The sequence below is a fragment of the Gardnerella nova genome (assembly GCF_049244055.1).
GTDB lineage: Bacteria > Actinomycetota > Actinomycetes > Actinomycetales > Bifidobacteriaceae > Bifidobacterium > Bifidobacterium vaginale_H.
In genome coordinates this window covers 1,461,951-1,488,618 of the sequence record NZ_CP058369.1, presented here as the reverse complement: position 1 = coordinate 1,488,618, position 26,668 = coordinate 1,461,951, and the positions used below count along the sequence as shown (strand labels likewise).

Genomic DNA, 26,668 nt, shown 5'->3' with positions numbered 1-26,668 from the left:
ACAACCAAGTTACCTACCAAACCACCGCTTAGCCAAGCAAACCATCTACAAAACTGTGCGGATCAAATGGAGCTAAATCATCCGGCCCTTCACCAAGTCCCACAAGCTTCACCGGTACACCAAGCTCACGCTGCACAGCAATAACGATACCGCCTTTGGCAGAACCATCGAGTTTAGTGAGCACCACGCCTGTAATACCAATAGCCTCAGCAAAAACCTTCGCCTGAGCCATACCATTTTGACCGGTAGTGGCATCCAACACCAACAATACTTCGTCGACGGGCATCGTTTTCTCTACCACTCGGCGAATCTTGCCAAGCTCATCCATCAGATTTGCTTTATTTTGCAAACGCCCTGCCGTATCTACAATCAATACGTCTGTCTGCTCCTCTTGCGCTTTACTTGCCGCCGTAAAGGCAACAGAAGCGGGATCAGCACCGTCTTTATCGGCTCGCACAACCGGCACATTAACCGCAGAAGCCCAAGTTGTAAGCTGGTCTGCCGCAGCAGCACGGAAAGTATCAGCAGCAGCAAACATAACAGAACGATGTTCAGCCACAAATAGTCGAGCTAATTTACCGGCAGTAGTAGTTTTACCAGTGCCATTAACGCCAACCATCATAATAACGCCCGGATGGTGCGCTTCTGGCTTATCGACATTCAAACGTCGATCCGTATTCTCACCCACTATTTCTAAAAGCTTAGCCCGCAGCGCGGCCCGCACATCGTCAGCGCTAGTAGTACCAGCAATGCGAGCATCTTGGCGCAGCGCTTCAACTAATGTTTCACTCGCCTGCGCACCAACGTCAGCCATAAGCAGCGTATCTTCTACATCTTCCCAATCTTCTTCTGAAAGATGATCCTTACTCATAATATTGAAAAGCGCGCGACCAAATGGGTTTGCACTACGTGCTAAACGTTCACGCAGACGCTTTAAGCGGGAAGAGGTACTTTCCGGCAGTGGAGTTGCGGAACGAAGCCCAGACGCAGACCCCGATGCCGAATTAACTACCGGCTTAACCTCCGGCTCAGTTACAGGCTCGGCTGATGGTTCAGAATCTAACGGTTTTTCAGACGCTGTTGTTTTGCCCGCTTCAACAGTTGAAAGATTGTCGTCCACACTTTGCGGAATGTCTGGACCATGATTGTTACCACGAATACGCAATATCACGGCAGCAGCTACTAAAAGCACAGCGATAATGACCGCTGCAGCCGCAAACCAAATCACTGTATTCATATCTATAACCATATTCATGCAATTAAGCCTATGAAAATCAAGGGACACTAGCAATATATTTCACTATTTTTTCTCATCTTTGTCACACTTGCATATTAATTTGCCATCAACTAGCACAGCATTACGGAATCCATTAAACTAGTAGCGAGGCAGTAAGAAAGTAGCGAGGCAGTAAGCAATCCATTTATTGCGCGCAATAGTGACGATTAAAAGTACAGTAAGGAGCATTTATGGCAGATCAAGCAACCGTAGAAGTGTATGGAGCAGATTGGTGCGGTGATTGCAAGCGTGCTAAAGCTGCGCTTAATCAGTATGGTGTAGCATTCGTTTGGCATGATATTGAAACGGAAGAAGGCGCTGCAGAAAAAGCGGTTGAGATTAGTGGGCAAAAGCATATTCCGGTAGTTACTTTTGCAGACAATACTTTTATGGTAGAACCTTCAGCTACGCAAATTAAAGCAAAGTTGGAATCTTTAGGCGAATTGCAATAACACCAGCAACGCTCATAACACGCATACGTGTACACGATATTCACTTCGTCGCTCGAGTGTAGTACACTTAGCGTTTGTTGCCCCTTTAGCTCAATTGGCAGAGCAGAGTCCTTTTAAGTCTTGGGTTGTGGGTTCGAGTCCCACAGGGGGCACTTTTTTATACCCAAATTCAGACTACAGTGTTGATATTTGGTTGCATCCAGATTAATTCGTAACTATATATAAAAACGGGGGAACCGAAGTTCCCCCTGCGAAATAATCGCTGAACAATCAAAGACAACAAACGAGGTCGTCCTTATTAAAAATTAGCTCTCTTGTTTGTTGTATAACGCTCAAGTAACTATCCTCAACTCATCCAGGCAAAATCTCAACTTGCCCACACGCTGGCATCTTGATCATCCTCATAAAGATCAACGCCAGCATCATTGGATTGCGAATAAGTATATTCATCGTCTATTACACCGGAATCAGCATCAGCATTAATAGCAGCGAGCACGCGCTTATCCATTTTGTACTGTGGCAATACATTCTTAATGTAACTCGTCACGGCATCTTGCATAGCAACGTCGTGACCGACCTTTTCTGCCATAAACCAACGGTGATCAAGCACTTCATGGAAGAACTGCGCTGGCTCAATCTGCGAACGGAATTCAGGCGGAATCATGCGAACCGTCGGCTCGAAGACTTCACGCATCCAGTCGGTAGCAACAATCTCCAACTCTTCACCCTGACGCCATGTAGAAGTTCTATACGCGTCTAAATCATTAAGCAGCCTTCGAGCTTGATTTTCTTGCACATCCAAGCCAGTCAAACGCAACAACTTACGTGAAGCATAACCGGCATCGACTACACGAGGACGAACCAATACTCTACGTCCGTCTTCAGAAGTCTTCATTTCCAACTCGTCAACATCAAATCCAAGCTCGTTCAAACGATTCACACGACGCTCGATACGCCACATTTCATCTGGGCTAAACTTATCGACATCGGTAAGAGTACTCCACAACGAATGGTAACGGTCAACCAAACGATTACCTATGCTAATTTCGTCCACTTCAGTAGGCAACAATTGACCTGAGCTCAAATCCATCAGTTCGCCGATAATATTGGTGCGAGCCAAATCAATGTCGTATTCGCGCTGTCCTTCCGTTAAACTTCCGTGCAAATCACCAGTTTCTGCGTCAACCAGGAATGCAGAAAACGCATCAGCATCTCGCAAAAACAGTACGTTAGAAAGCGACACGTCACCCCAATAGAAGCCAGAAAGATGCAAACGAACCATAAGCACAGCGAGCGCATCAATAAGACGCTCAGCAGTGTCCGGACGCAGAGTGCGAGCAAATAATGCACGATATGGCAGTGAGAACTTCAAATGTTTCGTCACCAACATTGCCTCAAGTTTTTCACCATTGGCATCCCGACGGCCTGCAACAACAGCTATAGGGGTAACAGTTGGCAACTCAAGCTTACGCAAGCGACGCAGCAACTCATATTCTCGCTCTGCTACTTGCCGAGTTATTTCCTTCATGGCATACACTTCGTCACCAACATGCACAAAGCGCACAACGTGACGAGAAATACCGCGTGGCAAATTCACAAATAAATCAACCGGCCATTGAGAAAGCGGCAGCTCCCACGGCAAGGTAAACATTTTTGGATTTGAACTAGCGGCGGTAATCTTAAGCGTCTGCGGCTCTTGAGACGACGCACTCTCGTCTTGTGCAGATACTGAAGTTGCCTGCACAGCACGCGGGTCCAACTGAGGAGCGTCATTCCATTCCATAAAGTCCATGTACCAATCAAGCTCATGTCAACAGTACAATCCACTGCTCAAACGCTACGCAGATTCACTGCCAACTAATTATTGATAACAACTATACACAGTAAGACATAATAAGCTATACGTTATAACACGCGAACTTATCTACCACTATTTGTGTTCTGATTTTGCTGGCAAAAACGGGGTCCGCTTAACATTGCGAACCCCGTAATACCTTTATATCGAAAATTTGTTTATTTTACTTACGCAAACAAACAAACCTACAGCTTTTAGTTCAAACGCAGCTCAGTAGAAGGCGCGAACAGGTGCATCTTGGATGGATCAATCTTGATCTTCACCGTGTCACCAACCTTTGGCAAAGCGCGCGGATTCACGCGAATTGTTGTGAGCTTATTCTGGTCAGACATCATTGTGGATGCTTCCTCAGGAGAACCATCAGTGATGATGTTGCCGTAGATATAGCCATCAGAGCCGAGATCTTCGACGTTCACTACTCGCAAGGAGAATGCGTTTGGATCGTCGAAAGTTGCCAAGCTTGCGTCTTCTGGACGGAAGCCAACAATAATCTGGCCGTTATCTTCTGCAGTGAGCTTGTCAACAGCTTCAGCTGGGAGAACAATAGAATCCTCACCAATCTGAGCGCGACCGTTAACTACTGGATGCTGGTTAATATTCATGGATGGGGAGCCAATGAAGCCTGCAACGAACACGTTTGCCGGGCGATCATAAAGCTCGGTTGGAGCACCAACCTGCTGCAAAACACCAAGCTTGATGACTGCAATGCGGTCACCCATGGTCAAGGCCTCAGTCTGATCGTGAGTCACGTACAAAGTAGTAACACCGAGCTGACGCTGCAAAGCAGCAATCTGCGTACGAGTCTGCACGCGGAGCTTAGCGTCAAGGTTCGAAAGAGGCTCATCCATAAGGAAGACCTTTGGCTCACGAACAATTGCGCGACCCATAGCAACGCGCTGACGCTGACCACCAGACAAAGCCTTTGGCTTACGATCCAAATACTCAGTCAAATCCAAAACCTGAGCTGCTTTTTCAACGCGAGCGCGAATTTCCTCTTTTGGAACGCCAGCAATCTTAAGAGCAAAGCCCATGTTGTCTGCAACAGTCATATGCGGATACAATGCATAGTTCTGGAAGACCATTGCAATATCGCGATCCTTTGGCTGCATTGTAGTAACGTCTTGACCGCCGATGAGGATACGTCCTTTGTTAACCTCTTCAAGACCTGCCAACATACGCAATGTCGTTGACTTACCGCAACCAGATGGACCAACGAGTACGAGGAACTCACCATCTCTAATAGTCATGTTCAAATCGTCAACCGAAGGCTTATCGTTGCCTGGGTAAATACGAGTCACATGATCAAATACAACTTCTGCCATGATATGTCCTTTCATCGGCAGGTACGTGCCGAACGATCCGTAGTGAAGGGTGTGCACTCATGACCCCAATTTCCTACATCGGCGGGTATCAATCGTCCACAGTTTACTTACCTGGTCCATTGAAGGTTCTCTTCGTTGAGCCATGCCTTAATATATCATGTTTAGCTCAGAAAAACAGCAAAAAATCAGTATTTTCTGCGGCATCGGCGTGTCGGAAACGCTCTTAAAAACAGCAATAAGCATAAACAATGGTTGGTATTCACCTTAAAAATATGCCCGTTTGCTTAATCATTTGTTTATACCAAAGCTATGGCAAAGACGCGAAACAATCAACGATAATTCATCTTGCAAGCTCATGCGATATAAAAACGGACGCCCATCAATGTTGAACGTCCGTTTTACTACAACGATATTTTGATTTTATCGTTACTTTGAATGCGTGTAACTTACTACAAGATTACAAGTCGATAGGAGCATCCTTATCCGTCACTTTAGGCATTTGCCCTTCAACACCAACTTGCTGCTTTTCCAAGCCAATGCAATGCAGTACTGCATCGAGCACATTCATATTCTTTTCGTTTACTGCATTCATATCAAGCAACTTACCGTTAATAGTCGCAGTTGGAGTAGTCATAGAACCCTTGTTAGATCCAGAAACATTCCACAATTCCTTACGATCTGGAGTGTATTTATTCACTACATTCTGCCATTTCACGTATCGACGGTCGAAAGCCTTACTTGCTACAGAATCGTCTATTCCAGCTTTCTTAGCTTGTTCAATCAACTTTTCGTTGCTTACAGGTTTATAACCTTCGCCTTCTTCCGGCTGGAAGTCTTCTGCAAAAATGTTATTAATAAATTGCAACAAATGCTCAGGATCACTATCGTTCTCTGCAATATAAGCAATAGCTCCCGTTACTCGAGAAGAGTAGTGATCGGTTGAAAGCGAATCAAGGAACGACATTGGGTGGATTTCCAAATTAATTTGGCCAGCACGCACCATAGCATTCAGAGTTTTGTCTACCTTGCGGTTAAAACCGCCGCAACCTGGGCACATCGGATCAGAGTACACAGCAATCGTCGGAGCGTTCGGTACAGCCTTCCCGTAACCCAACTTACTTAACAAAATGCCGTCTTTATCGTTCACGCTTTTTGGACGATCTTGAGGTGCAAGTTTTTTCAAATTGACGTGAGCTTTTTCAGATCGCTCAATCTTCTTTTGAGGCTGAACATACGTCATTTGATAAGCAGTTATACCAACTGCAGCAATCATGGCGATAACAATCAGCACCACAATAAGCCCAATAATCGTTTGTTGACGGCGTTCACGCGCCTCACGCTCTAAACGTTCACTTTGTAACGCATTTTTCTGCTGCGCATAAGCAACATGACTGTTTTGCTGAACGTCATCTGGCTGTATTGTAGACATTTGTTTCGTAATCCTCGCTTACTTTGCATTACGCGCCAGGATTTGCTCCCGGCGACAGTCACATAAATAAATAACTGCCACATAGTTTAACGTGTGGCACCAACGGAAACACTGCTAACCACGTTAGCAACAGTACAAACCTAACGAAAGCATAACGAAAATCACTCGATAATTCTTATGAAACCTGCAACATAAGCTAACACAATTACTAATCTTCAACCCTACGCGACGAACAAAATAGTGCTCCCAGTCCCGAACAGAACACAGTAGTGCCCTTAATAATTGCCATAACAATCCAAGCCACAATAAATCCTAAAACGTAACCAACAGACGTTTGCGAAAATATTTCCGGATGGTAAGTCGGCACAAAAACTTGTACGGAACCAAACGTAACAGACAGTAATTCTGGAGCACTACCACACAGCAGCGGATACGCAACAGAACCTACAACACCGCCAGCCACTATGCCAATAATGCGGGGTATGGTATATGCCAAACCGCATACGCTATGCCAAGGCAGCCCTGCAACACGCATAACAACATCATGCCGCGGAGTTGTGCCATTATGCAATTGCTGGCGACGCAACTTTGCCGCAATATTGTATCCAACCGTTGCAGTAATCCACATCATTAATGCGCTGACTGCCACAGCATCAAGCACATTCACTATTGCAATAAGAGAGCAAATCGGAGCACAAATTGTAAGCGCCCACGCACCTCGCAATAAGTAAGAATATTGGCTTGGGGGATTGCTAACAGCACCGCCAGAAGAATCAACATCCTGGCTTATATTTGATTCGTAATGTTCCGGTTGCGTTGTAACAGCGTGTGGCTGCGAGGTAACAGTATTGCGTTGCGGCATAACCGTAGTAGCAGATAATGGCAGTGCAGAGGTTTCAATAACGTTATCGCAACAAATTGTTTGCATCTCGTCGGTTGATCCACCCTGCGATTCATCAATCTTTTCGTCCATTGTTTCACGCCACATTGCGCGAGCTGTCTCGCCTGCAGCGCTTCGATCAAAAGGGCGGTTCGCCTCCGGCCACGCTAAAGGATTCATAGCATCCTCGCTTATCGCCTGTTCCAAAGCGTTTGGGGAGCAGCGCTTCTCGCGCTGAGGCTGCAAAACGTCACGGAAAGCAGCCAAAGTTTTCGGCGGCAATCCACTTAAATCCGCATTGCCAGAAGCTGCACGCTCAAGCACCGCCATCAAAGGTTTCGTACCAAAAACCGGCTTTCCGGTGGCCGCAAAAGCCAACACTGCTGCAAGAGACCACCAGTCGGTAAGCTCGTCAGCATCACTGCCCTCAATAATTTCGGGAGCTATAAATCCCGGAGTTCCCATCACTAATCCCGTACGGGTAACATGACTTTCACCTTCACCCATCGCAATGCCGAAATCTACCAATACAGGACCAGTTGCAGCAATCATAACATTCGTTGGCTTAATATCGCGGTGAATAATGCCAGCCTCATGAACTGCCTGAACAGCTTCAATAAGTTTATGCGCAAGACGCTCTAAATCATCAGCTAAATACGGTCCATTTTCTGCAACATCCTCACGCAAATTATGACCATCAATTAATTCGGTAACAATAAACGCAATCGACGCATCAAGCTCCATATCAACTATTGAACACACTCCCGGATGGTGAATACGCTGTAAAGCTAGCGCTTCCCGCTTCAGTCGCAAACGAGCACGCGCTTGCTCACCGTCAATATCCTCACTGCCGGAAATATTCATCGAAGCACGCAATATTTTCATAGCATACTGATTGCCGCCATCGTCTTTAACGCGCCAAACTGACCCCATTGCGCCGCCACCAAGCCTGGCAATAAGCGTATACCCGCCCACATTATTGCCCGGCTGCAAATCAACTATGCTGATATCTTCCATACTGCATTATGGTAATGCTGCGCACCGCCAAAGCACTCGCATATTCATAGTCCAGCTCAATACGCAACGCACCACACGCTACGAATCACAGTCACTTTTGTAGTTTGACGATATATGATACACTAATCAATGTTCTGCGTGGAGCAGTGATGTACACCACGTAGCGTGCGCCTCCTTAGCTCAGATGGCCAGAGCGGCCGCCTTGTAAGCGGCAGGTCGCCGGTTCGATCCCGGCAGGAGGCTCCGTTTTTTCTGTTATCTCTTGCTCAGCATATAATGACGGGAAATAGTTGCACGAAGAAGGAAACCTTTTAATAAGCCGACGTAATTTTTTGTAATTTTATATGTAAAATTCAGGTTGAGAAAGGGAATCTGCACACTGTAACACTTTTCGCGAGTAAGAACTCGGAAACCTTCCCCCAACTCAGGGTTTCCGAGTAGAGGACGGAGCGTCCCCCAACCAGCTCCTCCTCTTAGGGGGCGGGAATATCCCCTTCTCTCCCGCCCCCATTTTTCTTTTTTACCTTCGTCTTGACTACTTTTAGCGTAGCCAGACTTGTCCAATTCATTCTTTTCAAATTAGTAGTCAGATTAATAATCACAACAGAGTGCAGCGTAGAAGGTATAATAAAAGCCGGTTCACAGTGAAGGGAGTGGTGATATGGCACGTCGATGGACCCCTCGACGCTTAATCGTAATGCGACGCGCACGTATTCTTGCCTGCGTCCTGTCTCTATCACTTGCAGCAACAAGTACTTTTGCTTTTACCGCACAAAAATCGGTGGCGCTCGTAGTAAACGGCAAAACCCGAATTGTTAAAACTTACGCCACTACGTCTACTCGCTTGCTAGAAGAACAGCGCATTCCGCTCAAAACGCACGATCAAGTAATATCTTCTTCTGGGGAAATTCTTACCAATCACGCAACCGTCACCGTCCGCAGCGCTTACCAAACTTCCATTACTGTAGATGGCGTAACCATACCATTTTGGACAGTTGCAACTAGTATCGATCAACTTATTGGATTCTTTAAAGCTAACGCACGCAAAGCCGCACGCATTACAGTGAATTTACGCAACATATATGACCAACTTACCTGCGGATTATCAATTAATAAAAAAGGGCCTATAACCGTTATTGCCGACGGGAAAGCGCGAATTGCGCCAGACGGTACGTTACCTGCGAGCGCAATCCTCGATTCGCAAGGAATTGTGCTCGGCAAAGAAGATCGCGTAAGCGTTGAAGAAAATGACGGCACTACGATTCTTCGAGTTGCACGAGTCACTCACGGTAAGGAAACGCGCACTGTTTCGTTACCTTTCGCTACGCAAACTATTGTCGATCCTAAGCTGCCAGCAAACGCGAGAGTAGTACAACAGGCTGGCGTAAACGGTGAACGTGAGGATGTTTATAACGTAACGTACGTAGATGGAAAAGCGGAAAGCGCCACGCTTATTGCGCAAAATATAGTGAAGCCTTCGATTAATGAAGTCGTTGCTGTGGGAAAGAGTGCTCCTAAGCCGACGCAGACTTCGAATCATCAGCAAAACCAAGCAAAGCAGCCTCGTCAACCTCAACGTCAATCACAAAAAAACGCAACAACTAAGAACACTCCTCGGGAAACCCCTCGCAAAGCTACCCAATTGTCTCCTTCGCAACTAGCATCTGACAAGCAAGCAGAACAGGCACAACAAACGCAACAAACTCAACCTAAGTCAGCACCATCTGACAAACAAAATCAAGAATCTGCGCAGCCAGCGAAGTCTTCTCCGGCTTCTACCTCGACTTCAGCTTCTACTTCGGCGCAGCAATCCGCACAAGCTCCCGCCCAATCATCCGATAAATCGTCTAACGGCGCTGCAACTCAACAAACCGACACTCAAACCAAGCAATCTCAACAATCTTCCAAGCAGACGGAATCGCAAGAAAATAAGCAACCAAATCCTTCCACAATGTCAACGGTTACTACAGCACCCGCACCTGCGCCAAACCCACCGGCACCAGCTCCAGCCAGCAACCCAGATAGTTTGGTACACGCAACCCCAGAACAGGCCAAACTCTTCGCGCAAGGAGCCGCAGCACAAATGGGATGGACGGGCAAAGAGTGGGAAGATTTGGTTTGGCTATGGAATAGAGAATCTGGGTGGCGTTGGAACGCCGAAAACCCAAGTTCTCACGCATACGGCATTCCACAAGCGCTTCCTGCAAACAAAATGAGTAGCGCTGGAGCAAACTGGCATGAGGACGCGGCGGTGCAAATCAGCTGGGGATTAAGTTACATCAAAAATAAGTACGGAAGCCCAAGCGGAGCTGTAAGACATTCGAAGCAGATTGGTTGGTACTAAATTGGACGACGTAACGCTAGCAAACACGATAGGTAGTATAAGGGTGAATAACACAGTAGACAGCGCAACAATAAGCACCTCGACAAGTAACGCAGATTCCGCAACAAAGAAAAGCGAATCCGACGGTCAACTTTTAGGCGCTGCGGATATTCGTCGTATCGCTGCAGAAGAAGGCATTACACCTACCAAAAAGTTCGGGCAGAATTTTGTAATTGATCCTGGTACCGTACGAAAAATCGTAGCCGCCGCTGGAGTTCAGGCAGGGGATATGGTGATGGAAGTAGGCCCTGGCCTTGGTTCACTTACCCTTGCTTTGCTACAGGCCGGCGCCAATCTTACTGCTATAGAAATTGATCCACCACTTGCTAAGCGGCTGCCGCACACCGTCGAAGAATTTATGCCGCAAGCATCATCTCGCTTCGCAGTAATACTGAAAGATGCTTTAGCGCTCGACTCTAACGACGTCCCACAATTAGCAAACGCTACTCAATTTACTCTCGTTGCCAATCTTCCATACAATGTGGCGACTCCTATAGTACTTACTTTGCTTGAAAAATTCAGCAATTTACAACACTTTTTAGTGATGGTACAAAAAGAAGTCGCCGACCGTTTATGCGCTCAACCAGGCAATAAAGTATACGGAACTCCCAGCGTAAAGTTGGCTTGGTATGGGACAGCGCAAAGAGCAGGTCTTATTGGACGCAACGTTTTTTGGCCCGCACCAAATGTAGATTCAGCTTTAGTTTCGTTCACGCGCGATGAAACCAGCAAAGGGGAAGAACAAGAGCGCGAAGGAGTATTCGCACTTATTGATGCGGCCTTCCAACAGCGCCGTAAAACTTTGCACGCGGCTCTGAAGCATCTAGTCCCCGAAGCTGCGTACGAGCGCTCGGGAATTGACCCAACGCGACGTGGGGAGACGCTTACTTGCGACGAATTTATTAGCTTATATCGTGCCTGCAAGTAACACATTCATCAGTCATACATAGCCGGTAAAATGCGGTAAGTATTAGGGATAGGTGGCTTATAAGTGGCTTATAAGTAGCTTAATGAGCTTACTGCACACTGCAAATTAAGCATATAAGGCAAATACGCAGATCGGAAGTAAACATGGCGCAAGAGTACGACGAACATATTGCTCGTAAAGCTTTCATGTATCAGAGAAAACGGTCTATCCTAACCACCGTAAGCGTAGGCTTAGCGGTTGTGTTTGTTTTTGCGCTGATTGTGCACTCCCATGTTTTTGGCATAGGTGCCGCGCCAACACCAAGAGATAATCCAAATTATGGTATTGTGGCACCTTGCGCTATTAAAGGAAAAGAAGGCGGGAAGAAACCGTACCTCGATAATCGAGCCGTGTCGATTCGCGTATTAAACGGCACTAAATTCCGCGGGTTTGCGCGCGCAGTGGGCGAGGCTCTTAACGCTCGCGGCTTTAATCTTGTTGAAGTCAATAACAATAAAACGAGCAACATTAAGCGTACTACTATTTATTTCGGCAAAAACGCTATTAATGAAGCGTATACAGTAAGTGCCAATTTTACTGATGCTATTATTCGCATGGATGATCGTCAAGACAAACTTATTGATATCGTACTTGGTTCCACGTTTAATAACCTTCGTCCAAAAGTTGACGTGCCTGCTGCCGGAGCGTCTATTCGTGAAATTTCGGGCTGTGTAAAAGCAGATACGTTAACTAAGCTTCCAAAAGCCTACCAGCATAAAGAAGTACAGTAACAAAATACAGTAACGTACACGCAACGTACATACAATGCTTTACTTACAGGCACTAACCAAAGTAAGTAAAAGTAAGTAAGCATATGCGCAGCATTTGCGCTTATACGTCCAGTTTACTCGTGTGTTTCTCGATACCAACGCTGCAACTCAGCTACTGCAATATCATGCTCAACCGGCCCGTTATCAAGACGGTAATCCAACATGTGCTTGTAAGCTTCGCCAACGGTTGGGCCAGGCTGCAATTGCAATATTTGCATAATTTCATTACCGTCAACGTCCGGACGAATTGCATTAAAATCTTCCTGCTTCTTTAGTTCGCGCACGCGATCTTCCATTTCGTCCATAGCATGCTCAAACATCAGTGATTTACGTCGATTTTGCGTAGTAGCGTCAGCTCGCGTCAATCTGTTCAAACGCTCATACAAGTGACCCGCATCTTTAACGTAGCGACGAACCGCAGAGTCAGTCCAAGGCTCGTCAACATAGCCATGAAAACGCAAATGCAAATTCACTAACTCACTTACATCATCAATAATATGGTGATCAAAATGCAGCGCTTTTAAACGCTTACGCGTCATTTTCGCACCCACAACATCGTGATGATGGAAGCTCACTTTGCCTCCATCTTCAAACTTTCTGGTGCTCGGTTTACCGATATCATGTAACAATGCCGCCAAACGCAACGTTAAATCCGGTGCGGGCACAGGCCCTTCCGGTGCTGTTTCCAACGCTATAGCGCGCTCAAGAACCATCATCGTGTGTTCAAACACGTCTTTATGCCGATGATACTCATCTATTTCAAGCTGTAATGCTGGAATCTCTGGGAGCACACGCTTAGCAATACCAGATTCAACTAAAGCTTCCAAACCTTGGCGAGGCCTGTCAGAAAGCAACAATTTCGTAATTTCGTCACGTATACGTTCAGCAGACACAATAGTAAGACGATCAGCCATGTCCACAATTGCTTCAGCCGTATTAGTTTCAATAGTAAAACCAAGCTGTGCAACAAAACGTACCGCACGCATCATACGCAACGGATCGTCGTCAAAAGATTGGCGAGGGTCCACGGGAGTGCGTAACACCCCTTTTGCTAAATCACTAGCACCACCAAAAGGATCAACAAACTCAAGCTCCGGCACACGCAACGCCATCGCGTTCACGGTAAAATCTCGCCGTGACAAGTCACCTTCCAGCGTATCGCCATATTGCACTTCAGGCTTGCGTGAATCCGGATCGTACACATCCGAACGGTACGTAGTAACTTCAACCTTTACTTCCGTGCCGTCAGGACGACGACGCATAGCACCCAACGTACCAAACTTTCGTCCCATATCCCAAAAACCATCGTGCCCCCAACGACGCAAAATTGGCTCAAATTCTTCAGGACGCGCCGAAGTACAAAAATCAAGATCGTGCGACACGCGATGCAACAACATATCGCGCACAGGACCCCCAACTAACGCAAGTTCATAATTATGCTCAGCAAAAAGTCGCCCCAATTCTATAGCTTCAGGCCAAACTTCAAAGTTCTCAGTCACCCTTACCGACACCCTTTCAGCAAAAATCTATCTATATTCCAGCATACCGTTACCCCAATGCACAGCGGATTGAGTAAGGTGGAGTGTATGGTTACTCCTGCAGATTTACGACGTATGCTCGCCAAGCTTGCGGATAATCATACCCAAAATGAGCCTCACCATTCTTTTACTCCACTTGATTTCGCTAAAATTACGCGAGGAAAAACTTGCGAACGGAATGAAGAAGAAACGCGAATTTTCGTTGATATTCCAATACTTTCAGCAGGTGAGCAGAGGTCGCAAGAACCGGTAATCACCACGGAAGAACTACCGAAAAATTCAACCGTTGCCGGCGCTTCTCCAGCGCTCATGCCACAGCGTAGACTTACGGATACACCCGCAACTTTCGCTTCCTTAGACGCTCAAGATTTGCCAATTATTCGCGAATATTCTGCCGGCGGCCTCGTGTTCGATTCACTCGGGCGTGTCGCAATTATTGCTCGTCATTCCAGAAGTGGACATCTCGAATGGTGCTTACCTAAGGGGCATATTGAGAAAGGCGAGACCCCTCAACAAACTGCCGTGCGCGAAATTCACGAAGAAACCGGCATCGTAGGCGAAGTTGTGGATTCTATCGCTACTATCGACTATTGGTTTACTGGCACAACACATCGCGTACACAAATTGGTACACCATTTTGCACTACGCTACGTAAGCGGCAATCTTTCCGTATTAGGCGACCCAGATCACGAAGCAGAAGATGCAATATGGGTGAGCTTCAAGGAATTAAATGCTATATTGAGTTATCCAAACGAACGCAAAGTTGCATGGTTATATGCAAAAAAAGCACACAGGCGGTCTCACAGTGACGAATCTCACGCGTAAGCACCAAACCAACCAATATCCGCAATCTTTGAGCCGCACAGCACGTTTCTCGCTAACTAGCGTTTTGTACACGCTCGTTAAGAAAGCACGTTTTGTTGTTGCTTTACTCACCATTGTTTCCCTCAGCTTACTCGTGAGCTGCGCTCCAGGACTTGAATCGCTAGGACTAGTTGGTTTAGCGCACGCAAAAACTGCCACAATAGCAGCACCTGCACGTTATTCGTCAAACAATCACGCGCCAACACAAAAGCAACGCACTACACCATACGAAAACCCGCGCAGCAAAGGAATTTCGCTCAGCATACTCCAAGCAACCCCTGTAGTAAGCGATACCAGCGGATACCATATCACTATTAATCTTCAGGCGACTAACACCGCACTTCCAGAAGGCACGGTGCAAGTTGCCATAAACGCTGGGTACACGTTTGTTTCACGCACAGACATGCAAAATTGGGCGCAAGGACAGTCTCGCATACCAACGCTGCAAATCTTAGGCTCAGCTAAAACCAGCTCCCTTGCTGCAGGCACAAGCACAAAAGTACAATTTGACATCCCTGCCGACAATCCAGCATTAAAATCAATTTGGCATTGGGGACCAAAACCGCTCTCCATTACTTACTACTCTCAAAACTATTCACGATACAAATCAATATCGTCTTTCCTGACGCGCTCCAACGTTGGACTTCACGCAACCGACGCTCCAACCATGAAACTTACTGCGGTTATGCCAATGCTGACACAAACACAATACTCTATAAAATCTGATATTCCACAGCACATCTACAATATCGATTCGTTGCTGCAAACAAGCAAAAATAACACCCATCACATCCTTCAACAAGCCGATTTAGCTAACAAACACGCAAAATTACAGACAATTGCAGATAGCAACACGCTCCAAGCAGCACGATTACTATTCCTCCCTTCTGCTTATATGCAACGAGCGGGGTTTGATATTAGCGCCTACGCCGACGAGCATAATCGAGAAGCGTATAGTTCTGCAGGCATTGCCCAATCCGTATGGTCAGCAAAAAATTCTCAAGCAATAGTAAAAAACACAAACAACGAGACTGCGCCACAATCTTACGCGTGGCAAACCGGCGGACGCTGGACGCTCGAAGCACTTGAGCAAGCAAAACGCAACGGTTACGATACCGTTCTTTCCACAGACGAATTTGATTCCAGCGCCTCGCAATTTGCGTTGAGAAACGGCATATACGATATTGAAACCCCTGCCGGAAATGTGCGCGTGCTAGCTTCACAAGCGGTACTGACCACCCTCGCGAACGGCAATCCTACCGATAACGAAGCAGTAGGCGAGCACACCCGAGCAGGCCGCATTAACCGACTTGTTGCACAAAGCGCGTTCTACCATATGGAGCAACCGTACTTGCCGCGCCATATTCTCGTAACTTTTTCCCAACAAACCAGCGTCAGTGATATTGATGCCACTATGAGCGCTTTAGAACAGTCCCCTTGGCTTTCGCTCAGCGACTTGAAATCCATGGCACAAACGCAGCAAGAAACCCTGCCTTATTGGAAACGCAGCAATATTATGCGATCCATTCCTCACAGCAGCGCAATAAGTGCGGCAACCGCTCAAACGCGACGAAAAGCGCTAAACGATTTATCGCACCATAGGAACAATACGCTACGCTTCGTCAACCATATTCTCGATTACCGAGCTGCGACCAAAGCAATCGCTACCGAAGGTGACGCCCAAGCGCTCGCTAAACAAACGGCACAAACACGAAGCGTACTAAACGTAAAAATTTGGAAAAAATACGTATTACGCTTATACGATTCAATCGCCCTACACGATTTGGTAAACAGATCCATCCAAAAATCAACAGAAAGCGCGTCAACTCGCTTCACCCGCGCGCTTCTTTCCGGCATACGTATTATTGCGCCTCACGATATTACAGCAGTGAGCGAAACAGCAAGCATGCCGGTTACTATTAGCAACAATTACAGATATCCCGTCCAAGTGTATTTGTCTGCTGACACGCACGCTATGGAAATTGTCACTAATCGTAAAACGTTAGTAAATATTCCGGCAAATAGTGAAACGCAAGTTACGTTGCCGCTTCGTATTACCACTTCAACGCACACCAAAGTGACGTTTGTACTAGAAGACAGGCAGCATCACGCATTTTCTCAGCCGCAAGGCACACTTATTACCAGTACACTGCAAATTAATGACAAAAGCGGTACGATTATTATAATATTCGCTTTCATGCTTGGGTTGCTTGGTCTTTGGAGGCAATTCCACCGTAAAAAGGATCCGGACGAATGAGCTCAATCGGTCGCAATTCTATGATTATGGCCAGCGGAACGGCGGCATCGCGCATCACCGGCCAAATACGCACTATTCTTCTTGCTGCAGCTCTTGGCACGACTGGCTTGGCAGCAAACGCATACCAAGCCGGCTCCATGATTCCTCAGCTTATTTACACGCTCGTTTCCGGCGGCATTTTTAATGCTGTGTTGGTACCACAAATAGTGCGTACTTTGGAAAAGAAAAATGCTGAAGACCGCTTAAATAAGCTTATTACTTTCGCAATTGTGCTACTTGCGGCCATCACTATTCTTATGGCTGCAGCAACGCCGCTACTTACTATTCTGTACGCCGGCGGCAGCGCTCAAATGCAATCTCTTACTTATGCTTTTACGTTATGGTGCATGCCGCAAATCTTTTTCTACGGACTTTATACGGTTCTTGGACAGGTACTTGCAGCTAAAGGTCGTTTCGCAATGTACGCATGGAGCTCGGTTGCGGCGAATATTATCAGCTGCTGCGGCTTTGGCGTATTTATACTGCTTTTTGGAAAAGCAAATAGGGAACCACTTGGGTTTTGGAATGGCACCTCTTTGCTTCTTACCGCAGGATTTTGGACGCTTGGTGTTGCTGCGCAGGCGTTGGTGTTGTTCTGGCCTTTGATGAAAAGCGGCATACATTACAAACCAAGCTGGGGTATACGAGATATTGGCTTGCGTTCTATGGGTCCAGTCGCCGCGTGGAGTGCCGGTATCGTAGCAATTACGCAGATTATTGTGATGATTAATACGCATATTACTACCAGCGTTCCTTTGGTTGCGGAACAAACTTTAGGCTTGGACCAGTTTGAAGTAGCTGGCAACGCAACCTACCAGAATGCGTACACTATATTTCTACTTCCTTACTCTTTGGTTGCGGTATCGGTTGCGACAGCCATGTTCCCTAAGATTTCCCGGGCTGTGGCCTCACACGATCTCCGCGTCGCACGCAACGACTTAAGTCGTGCACTGCGTCACGTTAGCCTTATTACCTGCTTTTTTGCTGTTGTTTTTATTGTTATTCCAATGCCTATTTCTTTAGCCCTCATTCCTTCTATTAGCCTTCAGGAAGCTGATTTGATGGCTGCACCACTTATGATGCTCGCTTTTGGATTGCCGCTTACTAGCAGCTACCTGATTATTCAACGCACCTTTTTTGCTTTTGAAGATGGGAAGCGACCTTTTATTTTTGCGTTCGCGCAGCTTGCTACTGAACTTATTGCTTTCGTTTCTTGCGTCAAGTTTTTGCCGGCAACTTACTGGGTTACTGCGTTGGGTGCTTGCGTTTCCATGAGTTTCTTCCTCACGTTCCCTTCGTTGGTTAGAATGTTACGTCATCGTTTTCATAATGATTTGGACGATCGTCGTCTCATAGTTTCACACGCAAAAATTGTTGCAGCTTCGCTGATTGCTATCATCGTGGGATTGATAGTACGTGATCCGTTGATAAAAGTTTTGTGCCTTAACGATCCTGCTACGCATGGGGTTGCACGTTGGCTTCATGCCGTAATCGTTTGCGCAATAGTTACTATTGTTGCTGCAGTTGCGTATATAGTGATTTTGGTTTTGTTAAAAACAAGCGAACTTGTGGACTTGTCGGCTCCGCTGGTACGTAAAATCGCGCAGAAAATTCCGGCTTTGACACCACTATCTGAGCATCTTTCGCAAATTAGTGATCTTGCGCAACATGACGAACAGCATAGCGATGCCGAGAGCCGCGCACCTAGAAAAGTGCGTTCTCACTCGTCAATTAGTGAGTAAGAGTTTTAATTTTGGAAATTATTACAATATAAGCAAAATTTACGGTACATAACATGCCATTTCATCGGTACAATGAGATGGTAGTAAGAAATATTTTGTCACCTATTTACTTGTGCGTAGGAAGATGAGGAATACATGGAACCTCGCTTGGGAGATATTGTGCTGAATCGATACGTATTGGTATCCCTTTTGCGCAATGAAGCAGGCTTGCAAGTGTGGCAGGCTAATGACCGCATACTTACGCAAGATTGCCAACTTTTTATTGTACGCGACTCACGTTTCCTGCCGGAAGTTAATACTATTGCTTCTACGCTCGCGCTTTCTCATAACCGTAAATTTACGCAAGTGCTACAGTTACAGCACCACGATAATATTGCGATTATTATTACTTCACTTGACCGCGGTGTTACGCTCGACGACTATCTAGCGAAAAAAGATGCACCATTAAGCAATGAAGCAGTGCGCACAATTGTTGCGGAAACAGCCCAGGCTTTAAGTAGACTGCTTGCTAATAATATTACGCATCACGCCATCGCTAGTGACACCGTGCGAATTACTCCAACTGGTATAGAACTTGCTGACACTCCGGTAAGCCCTCTATTAGAGGATAGGACGCAGTTGGAAGACGAAAAGCACCCTCCACTAATGCATGACGCTGAACATACGGCTACTCGCCAACTCGCTTCGCTGCTGTATGCTTTGCTCACTAGAACTTCTTCTCGTGTACAAGCTCGTTTTGATGCGGCTATGCTGCCAGATAATACTCCTTCAGAATTTAGGATGATTTGTACACGCAGCTTATCTAACCACAAAGACGGCAATGGTAGCAATGTGGTTCCTATGGCTTCTATTGCTGAACTTACCGCTCTTTTGGGCTCTTACACGCCGTTATCTCGACTTACTAAGCAAGATATTGATCTCGATGGGAAAACGAGCGCAGCTTCTATTAGTAACGTTCGTTTGCGTCATACGGAAGATGCTTTTCTGTTACCGTTGCCGGAGGATCTCACCCAAAGTGAGGAACAGTTTGAAGCACAACTTATTCAGCAGAGCAATATACATAGCGACGACGTTACTGCTACCTCTGAGTCGAGTTCGCTTACGGCACTTGCGACTGGTACAGGAAGTTCCGCTAAGTTAAGTAATAGCATTAAGAATGCTGGCAAAACGCTTGGCTCGCTTCTTAAACGTAACAGCGCCAACGCTAAAAGTGATGACAATAACGGATTCGAGGACGACAGCAATACTAATACCGACATCGATTTCCATGATATTGCTGCAGCTGAAATGGCGAATATTCTTGCTCCTACTGAGCTTGATACGGGTGATGCTATATTCCCAACTTTATCGTCTTCGTATAAGCATTTTCCGGATCCAGCGACCTCGCGGAACGTTCTTGACCATGCTAGTAACTCTGAGAATCAATCGGCACAAAGTAGCATAAGTGAAACGGGTGTTACAGGAACGTTTGATTTTGAACATTTGCTTGCCGAAAATGCACAACACACAACGTTGCTGTCTCGTCCGCAAAACTTGACGTCAGAAGGTGAGTCCACAGGCCGAGTTCCTGTAGTTGATACCCATGGCAGGTTTATAGCTCCTGGCGAAGAATCGGCGCGCGCGCTTCAAGATGAACGCAATAATGACGACGACGATTCTCTTGCTAATAACGCACCTTCACTGCCACCAAGTTTCCAACCTCGCGAACAGGCTGCCGCATCACAAAAACAAAAATCTCGAAATAATAATGCTATTGCAGACGCGAAGATTTGGTGGGGTCTTTCAACAAAAGTTATCGCTATTGGCGCGGTATTTTTGCTGCTTGTAGCTGGTTTAGCGTTAGCATTGCACGGCTTGTTTGGCACACACGAAAATACAGACGGTTTCGGAAATAACGAAACGTGGGATAGTACCAATGTTGAAAATGTGCCGTTTGGTAGTCAAGGAGTTCTTCCGCAAGAAAAGCAGTCAACTAAGAAGAATGCCGGACGCAAGCAAACTGGACGCAAGCAGGTTCGCGCTGTGCCAAAACCTAAGATGCCAACGAATACGGTTGCTTATAAGGCTGACCGTTACCAATTCTTGAGTTTCCCAGCGCAGCAGAATGGCTACGGCTATTACATTCATTTAACCGAGCCACAACCGGTGTATCGTCTTGTAATTTCGATTCGCACTTCAGGTGGCCATGCTTATTTGATTGCGAACGCTACGAATGATCCTACTAAAGGCACACAAGTAGCAGAATTTACATTCGACGAAAGCGGCACTACTGACGTAAAGTTGAAGAAGATTGTGAAATCGCAAGACTTTATGCTGTGGGTTCCAAAAGATAGCATGCCGAATAATAGTCTTTATATTAATTCTATTAAGCTGTACTAGCACTAATGGCACAGTTGGCTGGCTCACAGTATGGTTAGTAGGTTAGTTGATTTGTTAGTTAGTTAGTTAATTAATTAGTTAACCAATTAGTTATTTAATTGGCTAGTTAGTTGATTGGTTAATAGTAGTTTAGGGGTAACAATTTATGGAAAATCAGACGCGCAAAGTAATTATTATCGGCTCTGGTCCTGCAGGATACACTGCCGCAATATACCTGGGCCGAGCAGGATATCGACCACTTGTTATTGCCGGCGCACTTACTCCTGGCGGACAACTTATGAATACCACAGAAGTGGAGAATTATCCGGGATTCCCCGATGGTATTTTAGGCCCTGATCTAATGGAAGGTATGCAGCGTCAGGCCGAAAAATTTGGAGCGGAAATTCTTTTAGACGACGTTACTTCTGTAGACTTTAACGGCCCAGTAAAACGCGTAACTGTAGACGAGGGTGTAACTTACGAAGCTGAGGCTGTTATCGTCTCTACAGGCTCACAGGTACGCAAATTGGGCGTGCCTGGTGAGCAGGAGTATTCTGGACGAGGCGTATCCTATTGTGCAACATGCGACGGTTTCTTCTTCCGAGGGAAGCCGATTACTGTTGTTGGCGGCGGAGATTCTGCTTTTGAAGAAGCACAATTCCTTACACGTTTTGGCTCGTCTGTGACTTTAATTCACCGACGCAATGAGTTCCGCGCTTCAAAAATTATGGTTGATCGCGCAAAAGAAAACAAAAAAATTAAGTTCTTGACGAGTAGCGTAGTTGACGCTGTACACGGCAACGACACAGAGGCTACTTCAATTACCGTTCGCAATGTTACTACGGGGGAGACGCAGGAAGTTGAATCTGCTGGATTGTTTGTCGCTATCGGACACACTCCTGCAACGAAATTCCTTAACGGCGCACTGAATCTTAACGAAGATGGCACTATTGTAGTGGACGGCGCTTCGACGCGCACGTCTGTTGAGGGCGTATTTGCGTGCGGAGATGTAGTTGACAGCGTGTACCGTCAAGCTATTTCCGCAGCTGGTATGGGCTGCCGTGCCGCTCTTGATGCGCAAGATTATCTTAATGAAAAAGAAAATTAAGAAAGAAAATTAAGAGTTGCTTAAGTAGGTGCAAACCGCTGATAAATCTCATAATGTAGCATATATCGCGCAAAGTTTACGCTTGCTCGCTGCTCTTTAGCATTTAAATACATATAACAATCGGCTGGGATTGTTCCACGTGAAACAGAGAAAAATACCGTACTTTTCTATATCTTCCGCTAATTTCACGTACAACTTACCCAGCCGAAATATCACAATATTAATTTATAAAACTACACAGCTAACTATAAATTAGCCGATAGTATTGCAGTTGCTTTGTCACCTACACTACATAGCAGCTGGTTCTGCAGCTGGCTCTGCATTAGAAACTGCATCCGCAGTTACAGGCTCAACCTGATTAGAATCTAAGGAATTATGCGCAGAAACATCAACATCATAAAAATCACCGATGTCATTGCTGAAATCAGCTAGATTATCTAACTCCGCAATATCAAAATCATCAAAATTCGAATCAAAAGACATGAATTTATCATCGAAATTAACTGCAGATTGCGGATTATCATCGCCATAATCCGAAGAAGAATCATCATACAATAAACCTGGATCACTCAAATCCAAATCAAAATCATCAAAATCAGCTGCAAATTGTTGATTATCATCGCCATAATCCGAAGAAGAATCATCATACAATAAACCTGGATCACTCAAATCCAAATCAAAATCATCAAAATCAGCTGCAAATTGCGGATTATCATCGCCATAATCCTTAGAAGAATCCTTAGAAGAATCCTTAGAAGAATCCTTTGCATCTTCTGGCTCTTTTATGTCTACAGTACTGGTATTTGCATCACCATGATTATCTGCTGGCTCAATATCTTTGTCATCATTAGAATCTGGCTCAATATGTTTGACATCATTAAAATCTGGATCACAACCTTGCGAACACCAAGTTGTGGAATATGAAATATCAATCTTTTTATCGCCTCTTTCCTGTTTTAACTTTTTGATAACATCACTGTCTTTTAACTTAGCGCTAACTACTAACACCGCATTCCCAGGCAAACTCTTTAATGGAGAATAATCGCCAATTTTATCGCAACAAGTAATATCTAAGTAGCTAAGATACGGAATCTGCTTTATTGTGCTTATATCTTTCACAATCGAATCAGAAATATCAAGGAAAGTAAGATTTTTTAGATTACCCAAAGGAGATATGTCAGAAACATTATGAATTTGCATCTCCAGTTTTTTTAACTTTGTAAGTCCCTTGAGAGCATCGACGCTAGTAGCCTTATTAGTAACAACATGCAAATTAGTGACGTCAGTGAGATTCTTCAAAGGAGAAAGATCAGGAGCATCCCAAATATATAACCATAAATCTTTTAACTTTGTAAGTCCTTTGAGAGCATCAATGTTAGTAGCAGCACTGCTATAAATACCCAAGTCTGTTAGATTGGTGAGATTCTTCAAAGGAGAAAGATCAGAAACACTAGATGCATGTAATACCAAATGCTCTAACTTCGTAAGCCCCTTAATAGCATCAAGACTCTTCAAATAATTAGCATCAATATCTAAATCAGTAAGATTGGTGAATCTTTCCAAAGGAGATAAATCAGGATCCCCAGAAACTCTCACAGATAAAGTCGTTAGATTTTTTGTTACACCCTTCAAAGAAGAAAAATCGCAAGTTTTTGTACTGTTGCGAATCATAATATACAATTTTGTTAAATTCTGCAGCTTTGCTAATGGCGAAAAATCAAAACCTACATCTCCAGTTAAGTGAAGATCTTGAACATTTGAAAAATATTGAAGATCAGAAAGATCTGAAACATTTTTATCTGAAGATTGAGGATCAACGTCAACACCTTCAGGTTTATTGTATGAATATCCTAAATCAAGAAATACAGGATATACCATTTTTTTAGCATCAGCATAAGTAATATCAGTGGCATCTTTACCAATTACTTGGTAATCTTTCAAAGCACCAAGTATGTTCTTCTTAAAAATTTCATTCTTAAAGTGAATAACATCGTTGTCATTATGCTCTGCAGAAGTACTCGTAGTATTTGAAGCAGCAAAAGCGGTCTGAGGAACAACAGCGAAAGCAAATCCACTCAGCAATGTTGCCCCAGCGGCAAATGCGGCAATAGCCTTCTTGGTTAACATATCTTTCCCTTTCTTAATATCTCATACGCAAACGCATAAGCAACTATCTACAAATTTATTGTGAAATATGCACTAACCTGAATAATTTTGCGAGCAGCGCTTCGACTAGCATAAGCACACTACCTACAGAAATCAAGGTATTCAATGGATATTGCACATACATTTCATTACTCACACAATGTCACATACAAAATGCCCAATGAATAAAACCATGGCCATACGTGAAAGCAAATTCACATTAATAAAAATACCAACAACGGCCCAACCGTAATTCCTAATATATAACAATCGGCTGGGATTGTTCCACGTGAAACAGAGAAAAATACCGTACTTTTCTATATCTTCCGCTAATTTCACGTACAACTTACCCAGCCGAAATATCACAATATTAATTTATAAAACTACACAGCTAACTATAAATTAGCCGATAGTATTGCAGTTGCTTTGTCACCTACACTACATAGCAGCTGGTTCTGCAGCTGAATCTGCAACTGGCTCTGCATTAGAAACTGCATCCGCAGTAGTTTCCGTATCAACATCGCCTAAGTCGCCAAAATCACCCAAGTCGTCAAGGTCACCTAAGTCATCCAAATTGAGGTCACCTAAGTCACCAAGATCACCCAAGTCGTCAAGGTCACCAAGGTCACCAAAGTCGCCTAGGTCTCCAAGATCACCCAAGTCGTCAAAGTCACCAAAGTCACTAAAGTCACCAAAGTCGTCGCCGGCAACATTATCATTATTGTCAGCCTCAGGAAGTGCATCACTCTCACCAGTTGGCGTAACTTCAGGCTCTTGAACATCTTCAGCAGCTACACCTTCATCAGGATTACCCTTCGGATAATTATCATAAAAATGCCCACCATCTGGAAGCGTCTTAAACGAAGGAACTAACTTCTCTTGGGAATGCCTTAACAAACCATTTTCATCGCGCCATTCAGCCCACACAGTAAAGCCCTTAGCGCCAGCCTGTGGAATAAGCGAACCCTCAGGTACTCTGTTGGACAATAGATTGTTAACAGTTGTCTGAGTTCGAGAAATATCGTCACTTATCACTTCGCCGTTGGGAGATTCTACAGTAGACATAAGGCCAAACTGAGCATAGAAAGGCAACACCTGCTTAGTCGTATTACCATATACGGCACCTGGAAGTAACTCAGCAAAGGTCACCGTAGTATTGTTCTTGCCAACTTTGGTCTGCAGATTTTCCTTAACAGCAGTACCCTCGAAGCAATAAGAGCGCTCAACAGCATCTTCTGTTGTAGCCTCTTCCTTAGCAGCCTCTTCTGCATTATCTTCAGAAATTGCGTATTTTTTCAGAGCGCCGTTTTCATATGGAACTTCATCCATGCGAATGTTCGTAACATAAGCCTTTTCTTCGGCACTTAGCGGCCTAAGGGACCAGTCTGTTTCAATAGCAAATCCCGTAGGTTCCATATTCTTGTACCAGTACGATAACACCTTCAGATCTTTTACCGAACTATCTGAGTGCACATTGTATTCGACATCTACATTTGCAGAATACTTTCCAATCTTGCTGACGGATACTTTGTTAATATCAACAGCACTTCCGTCGCGCCACGTGGAACAATTAGCGTAAGGTGCTCCCGTCAATCCTGCACAAAAATCACCTTTGGTTGGGATTACAAACAATGGAGACTTACGAGGCAGGCCACCGGAAATTATAGCAGCGAAACCCGAATCGCCGTCTCCTGGATAACTACTTAATGATTTTACAAATTCGTCGCTTAATGCGAAAGTTTCAGTAGGGTTGGCTTCATCCACAGTCCAAGCATTGTTAACGACGTTAACAGGCGCAATATAGAATGTACCTGTGTTATTATCACCGTGAACAACCGTATGACCTTTTGGAATTTCTATATTATGATCATTTCGATAAAATATAGCTTGAACTTTGCCGGTTTCTTCAGCTTTTTCATGAGCAGCATGAATAGCCTGTAAGTACAGTTTTTTATTCTCTGTGTTTAAAGCTTCAGCAACAGACCAAGATTCAGGAGAATACTCCGGTTCATCAGCGTATGCAGAACCAGCAAGTGCCATTCCTCCGGCTAATGTTGCTGCTGCAACAATAGCAGCACACCACTTTTTGTTCATCATTATTTTCCTCTCTCGATACATATTAAAATATGAATCTTGCATAGAAATATAGATACACGCCTGCCATACGCAATGTAATAAGTCGCGTAACTACTATTGAAAACAATACTCCCGTATTCAGCTAAGGGAAACACCAGAACGCAAAAATCCGATTTACATATAGCACGCG

Annotated in this window: 17 protein-coding genes and 2 tRNA genes; 11 read left to right on the top strand and 8 right to left on the bottom strand. The window is 45.1% G+C overall.

Features of this window, described 5'->3' with window-relative positions; all coding sequences use genetic code 11:
* Nucleotides 1-28 precede the first annotated feature (28 nt).
* Nucleotides 29-1,255 carry a signal recognition particle-docking protein FtsY gene (gene ftsY / locus HXT56_RS05830; protein ID WP_421778012.1) on the bottom strand — a complete coding sequence of 409 codons (1,227 nt, stop codon included), beginning with the start codon at nt 1,253-1,255 and terminating at the stop codon, nt 29-31.
* A 212-nt stretch (nt 1,256-1,467) separates the two neighbouring features.
* On the opposite strand from ftsY, the gene HXT56_RS05825 reads away from it, so the two are divergent.
* Together HXT56_RS05825 and HXT56_RS05820 are read left to right on the top strand one after the other, a co-directional pair.
* Nucleotides 1,468-1,728 carry a mycoredoxin gene (locus HXT56_RS05825; RefSeq protein WP_116712437.1) on the top strand — a complete coding sequence of 87 codons (261 nt, stop codon included), beginning with the start codon at nt 1,468-1,470 and terminating at the stop codon, nt 1,726-1,728.
* 79 nt (nt 1,729-1,807) lie between these two features.
* Nucleotides 1,808-1,880, top strand: a tRNA-Lys gene (locus HXT56_RS05820).
* A gap of 215 nt (nt 1,881-2,095) precedes the next feature.
* Here the strand turns inward: HXT56_RS05820 and HXT56_RS05815 are convergent.
* The 4 genes from HXT56_RS05815 to HXT56_RS05800 form a co-directional block, all read right to left on the bottom strand.
* Entirely contained in the window at nt 2,096-3,511 is a 1,416-nt protein-coding gene (locus HXT56_RS05815; RefSeq protein WP_250309719.1) for a DUF4032 domain-containing protein, read from the bottom strand.
* Nucleotides 3,512-3,777: 266 nt separating this feature from the next.
* Nucleotides 3,778-4,905, bottom strand: a complete 1,128-nt coding sequence (locus HXT56_RS05810) for an ABC transporter ATP-binding protein (RefSeq protein ID WP_116712438.1) — start codon at nt 4,903-4,905, stop codon at nt 3,778-3,780.
* Between the two features lie 457 nt (nt 4,906-5,362).
* A complete protein-coding gene (locus HXT56_RS05805) occupies nt 5,363-6,334 on the bottom strand; it encodes a DsbA family protein (RefSeq protein ID WP_116712439.1) in 972 nt (323 codons plus the stop codon).
* 208 nt (nt 6,335-6,542) lie between these two features.
* Nucleotides 6,543-8,231 carry a serine/threonine-protein kinase gene (locus tag HXT56_RS05800; RefSeq protein WP_421778009.1) on the bottom strand — a complete coding sequence of 563 codons (1,689 nt, stop codon included), beginning with the start codon at nt 8,229-8,231 and terminating at the stop codon, nt 6,543-6,545.
* A 169-nt stretch (nt 8,232-8,400) separates the two neighbouring features.
* On the opposite strand from HXT56_RS05800, the gene HXT56_RS05795 reads away from it, so the two are divergent.
* The 4 genes from HXT56_RS05795 (at nt 8,401) to HXT56_RS05780 (ending at nt 12,312) form a co-directional block, all read left to right on the top strand.
* A tRNA-Thr gene (locus HXT56_RS05795) sits at nt 8,401-8,474 on the top strand.
* A gap of 418 nt (nt 8,475-8,892) precedes the next feature.
* A complete protein-coding gene (locus HXT56_RS05790) occupies nt 8,893-10,575 on the top strand; it encodes a G5 domain-containing protein (RefSeq protein WP_421778007.1) in 1,683 nt (560 codons plus the stop codon).
* Nucleotides 10,576-10,645: 70 nt separating this feature from the next.
* Complete coding sequence (gene rsmA, locus HXT56_RS05785; protein ID WP_116712485.1) at nt 10,646-11,542, top strand: 16S rRNA (adenine(1518)-N(6)/adenine(1519)-N(6))-dimethyltransferase RsmA; 897 nt, start codon at nt 10,646-10,648, stop codon at nt 11,540-11,542.
* Nucleotides 11,543-11,685: 143 nt separating this feature from the next.
* Nucleotides 11,686-12,312 (top strand): LytR C-terminal domain-containing protein, encoded by a 627-nt coding sequence (locus HXT56_RS05780; protein ID WP_421778005.1) that lies wholly within the window; start codon nt 11,686-11,688, stop codon nt 12,310-12,312.
* 113 nt (nt 12,313-12,425) lie between these two features.
* Here HXT56_RS05780 and HXT56_RS05775 read toward each other — a convergent pair whose 3' ends face one another.
* The gene (locus tag HXT56_RS05775; RefSeq protein WP_421778004.1) at nt 12,426-13,862 is read right to left on the bottom strand and encodes a CCA tRNA nucleotidyltransferase; all 1,437 of its coding nucleotides are present in this window, start codon (nt 13,860-13,862) and stop codon (nt 12,426-12,428) included.
* Between the two features lie 75 nt (nt 13,863-13,937).
* On the opposite strand from HXT56_RS05775, the gene HXT56_RS05770 reads away from it, so the two are divergent.
* The 5 genes from HXT56_RS05770 (at nt 13,938) to trxB (ending at nt 22,257) form a co-directional block, all read left to right on the top strand.
* A complete protein-coding gene (locus tag HXT56_RS05770; protein ID WP_421778002.1) occupies nt 13,938-14,714 on the top strand; it encodes an NUDIX hydrolase in 777 nt (258 codons plus the stop codon).
* Nucleotides 14,665-17,010, top strand: a complete 2,346-nt coding sequence (locus tag HXT56_RS05765; protein WP_421778000.1) for a DUF6049 family protein — start codon at nt 14,665-14,667, stop codon at nt 17,008-17,010. Before HXT56_RS05770 ends, HXT56_RS05765 begins: the two co-directional genes overlap by 50 nt.
* Nucleotides 17,007-18,791 (top strand): murein biosynthesis integral membrane protein MurJ, encoded by a 1,785-nt coding sequence (gene murJ / locus HXT56_RS05760; protein WP_421777998.1) that lies wholly within the window; start codon nt 17,007-17,009, stop codon nt 18,789-18,791. The genes HXT56_RS05765 and murJ overlap by 4 nt, the downstream gene beginning before the upstream one ends.
* Before the next feature lie 135 nt (nt 18,792-18,926).
* Nucleotides 18,927-21,170, top strand: a complete 2,244-nt coding sequence (locus tag HXT56_RS05755; RefSeq protein WP_421777997.1) for a kinase — start codon at nt 18,927-18,929, stop codon at nt 21,168-21,170.
* A gap of 145 nt (nt 21,171-21,315) precedes the next feature.
* On the top strand, nt 21,316-22,257 hold the full coding sequence (gene trxB / locus HXT56_RS05750) for a thioredoxin-disulfide reductase (RefSeq protein WP_116712447.1): 942 nt from the start codon (nt 21,316-21,318) through the stop codon (nt 22,255-22,257).
* 288 nt (nt 22,258-22,545) lie between these two features.
* Here trxB and HXT56_RS05745 read toward each other — a convergent pair whose 3' ends face one another.
* Together HXT56_RS05745 and HXT56_RS05740 are read right to left on the bottom strand one after the other, a co-directional pair.
* On the bottom strand, nt 22,546-24,384 hold the full coding sequence (locus HXT56_RS05745) for a leucine-rich repeat domain-containing protein (protein WP_421777996.1): 1,839 nt from the start codon (nt 24,382-24,384) through the stop codon (nt 22,546-22,548).
* Between the two features lie 456 nt (nt 24,385-24,840).
* Nucleotides 24,841-26,499, bottom strand: coding sequence for a hypothetical protein (locus tag HXT56_RS05740; RefSeq protein WP_421777995.1), 1,659 nt, complete (start codon nt 26,497-26,499; stop codon nt 24,841-24,843).
* Nucleotides 26,500-26,668 lie beyond the last annotated feature (169 nt).

Coding starts and splice junctions, on each gene's coding strand:
- ftsY (WP_421778012.1), bottom strand. CDS start 1,255: ATGAATATGGTTATAGATATGAATACAGTGATTTGGTTTGCGGCTGCA.
- HXT56_RS05825 (WP_116712437.1), top strand. CDS start 1,468: ATGGCAGATCAAGCAACCGTAGAAGTGTATGGAGCAGATTGGTGCGGT.
- HXT56_RS05815 (WP_250309719.1), bottom strand. CDS start 3,511: ATGGAATGGAATGACGCTCCTCAGTTGGACCCGCGTGCTGTGCAGGCA.
- HXT56_RS05810 (WP_116712438.1), bottom strand. CDS start 4,905: ATGGCAGAAGTTGTATTTGATCATGTGACTCGTATTTACCCAGGCAAC.
- HXT56_RS05805 (WP_116712439.1), bottom strand. CDS start 6,334: ATGTCTACAATACAGCCAGATGACGTTCAGCAAAACAGTCATGTTGCT.
- HXT56_RS05800 (WP_421778009.1), bottom strand. CDS start 8,231: ATGGAAGATATCAGCATAGTTGATTTGCAGCCGGGCAATAATGTGGGC.
- HXT56_RS05790 (WP_421778007.1), top strand. CDS start 8,893: ATGGCACGTCGATGGACCCCTCGACGCTTAATCGTAATGCGACGCGCA.
- HXT56_RS05780 (WP_421778005.1), top strand. CDS start 11,686: ATGGCGCAAGAGTACGACGAACATATTGCTCGTAAAGCTTTCATGTAT.
- HXT56_RS05770 (WP_421778002.1), top strand. CDS start 13,938: ATGGTTACTCCTGCAGATTTACGACGTATGCTCGCCAAGCTTGCGGAT.
- HXT56_RS05765 (WP_421778000.1), top strand. CDS start 14,665: ATGCAAAAAAAGCACACAGGCGGTCTCACAGTGACGAATCTCACGCGT.
- murJ (WP_421777998.1), top strand. CDS start 17,007: ATGAGCTCAATCGGTCGCAATTCTATGATTATGGCCAGCGGAACGGCG.
- HXT56_RS05755 (WP_421777997.1), top strand. CDS start 18,927: ATGGAACCTCGCTTGGGAGATATTGTGCTGAATCGATACGTATTGGTA.
- trxB (WP_116712447.1), top strand. CDS start 21,316: ATGGAAAATCAGACGCGCAAAGTAATTATTATCGGCTCTGGTCCTGCA.
- HXT56_RS05745 (WP_421777996.1), bottom strand. CDS start 24,384: ATGTTAACCAAGAAGGCTATTGCCGCATTTGCCGCTGGGGCAACATTG.
- HXT56_RS05740 (WP_421777995.1), bottom strand. CDS start 26,499: ATGATGAACAAAAAGTGGTGTGCTGCTATTGTTGCAGCAGCAACATTA.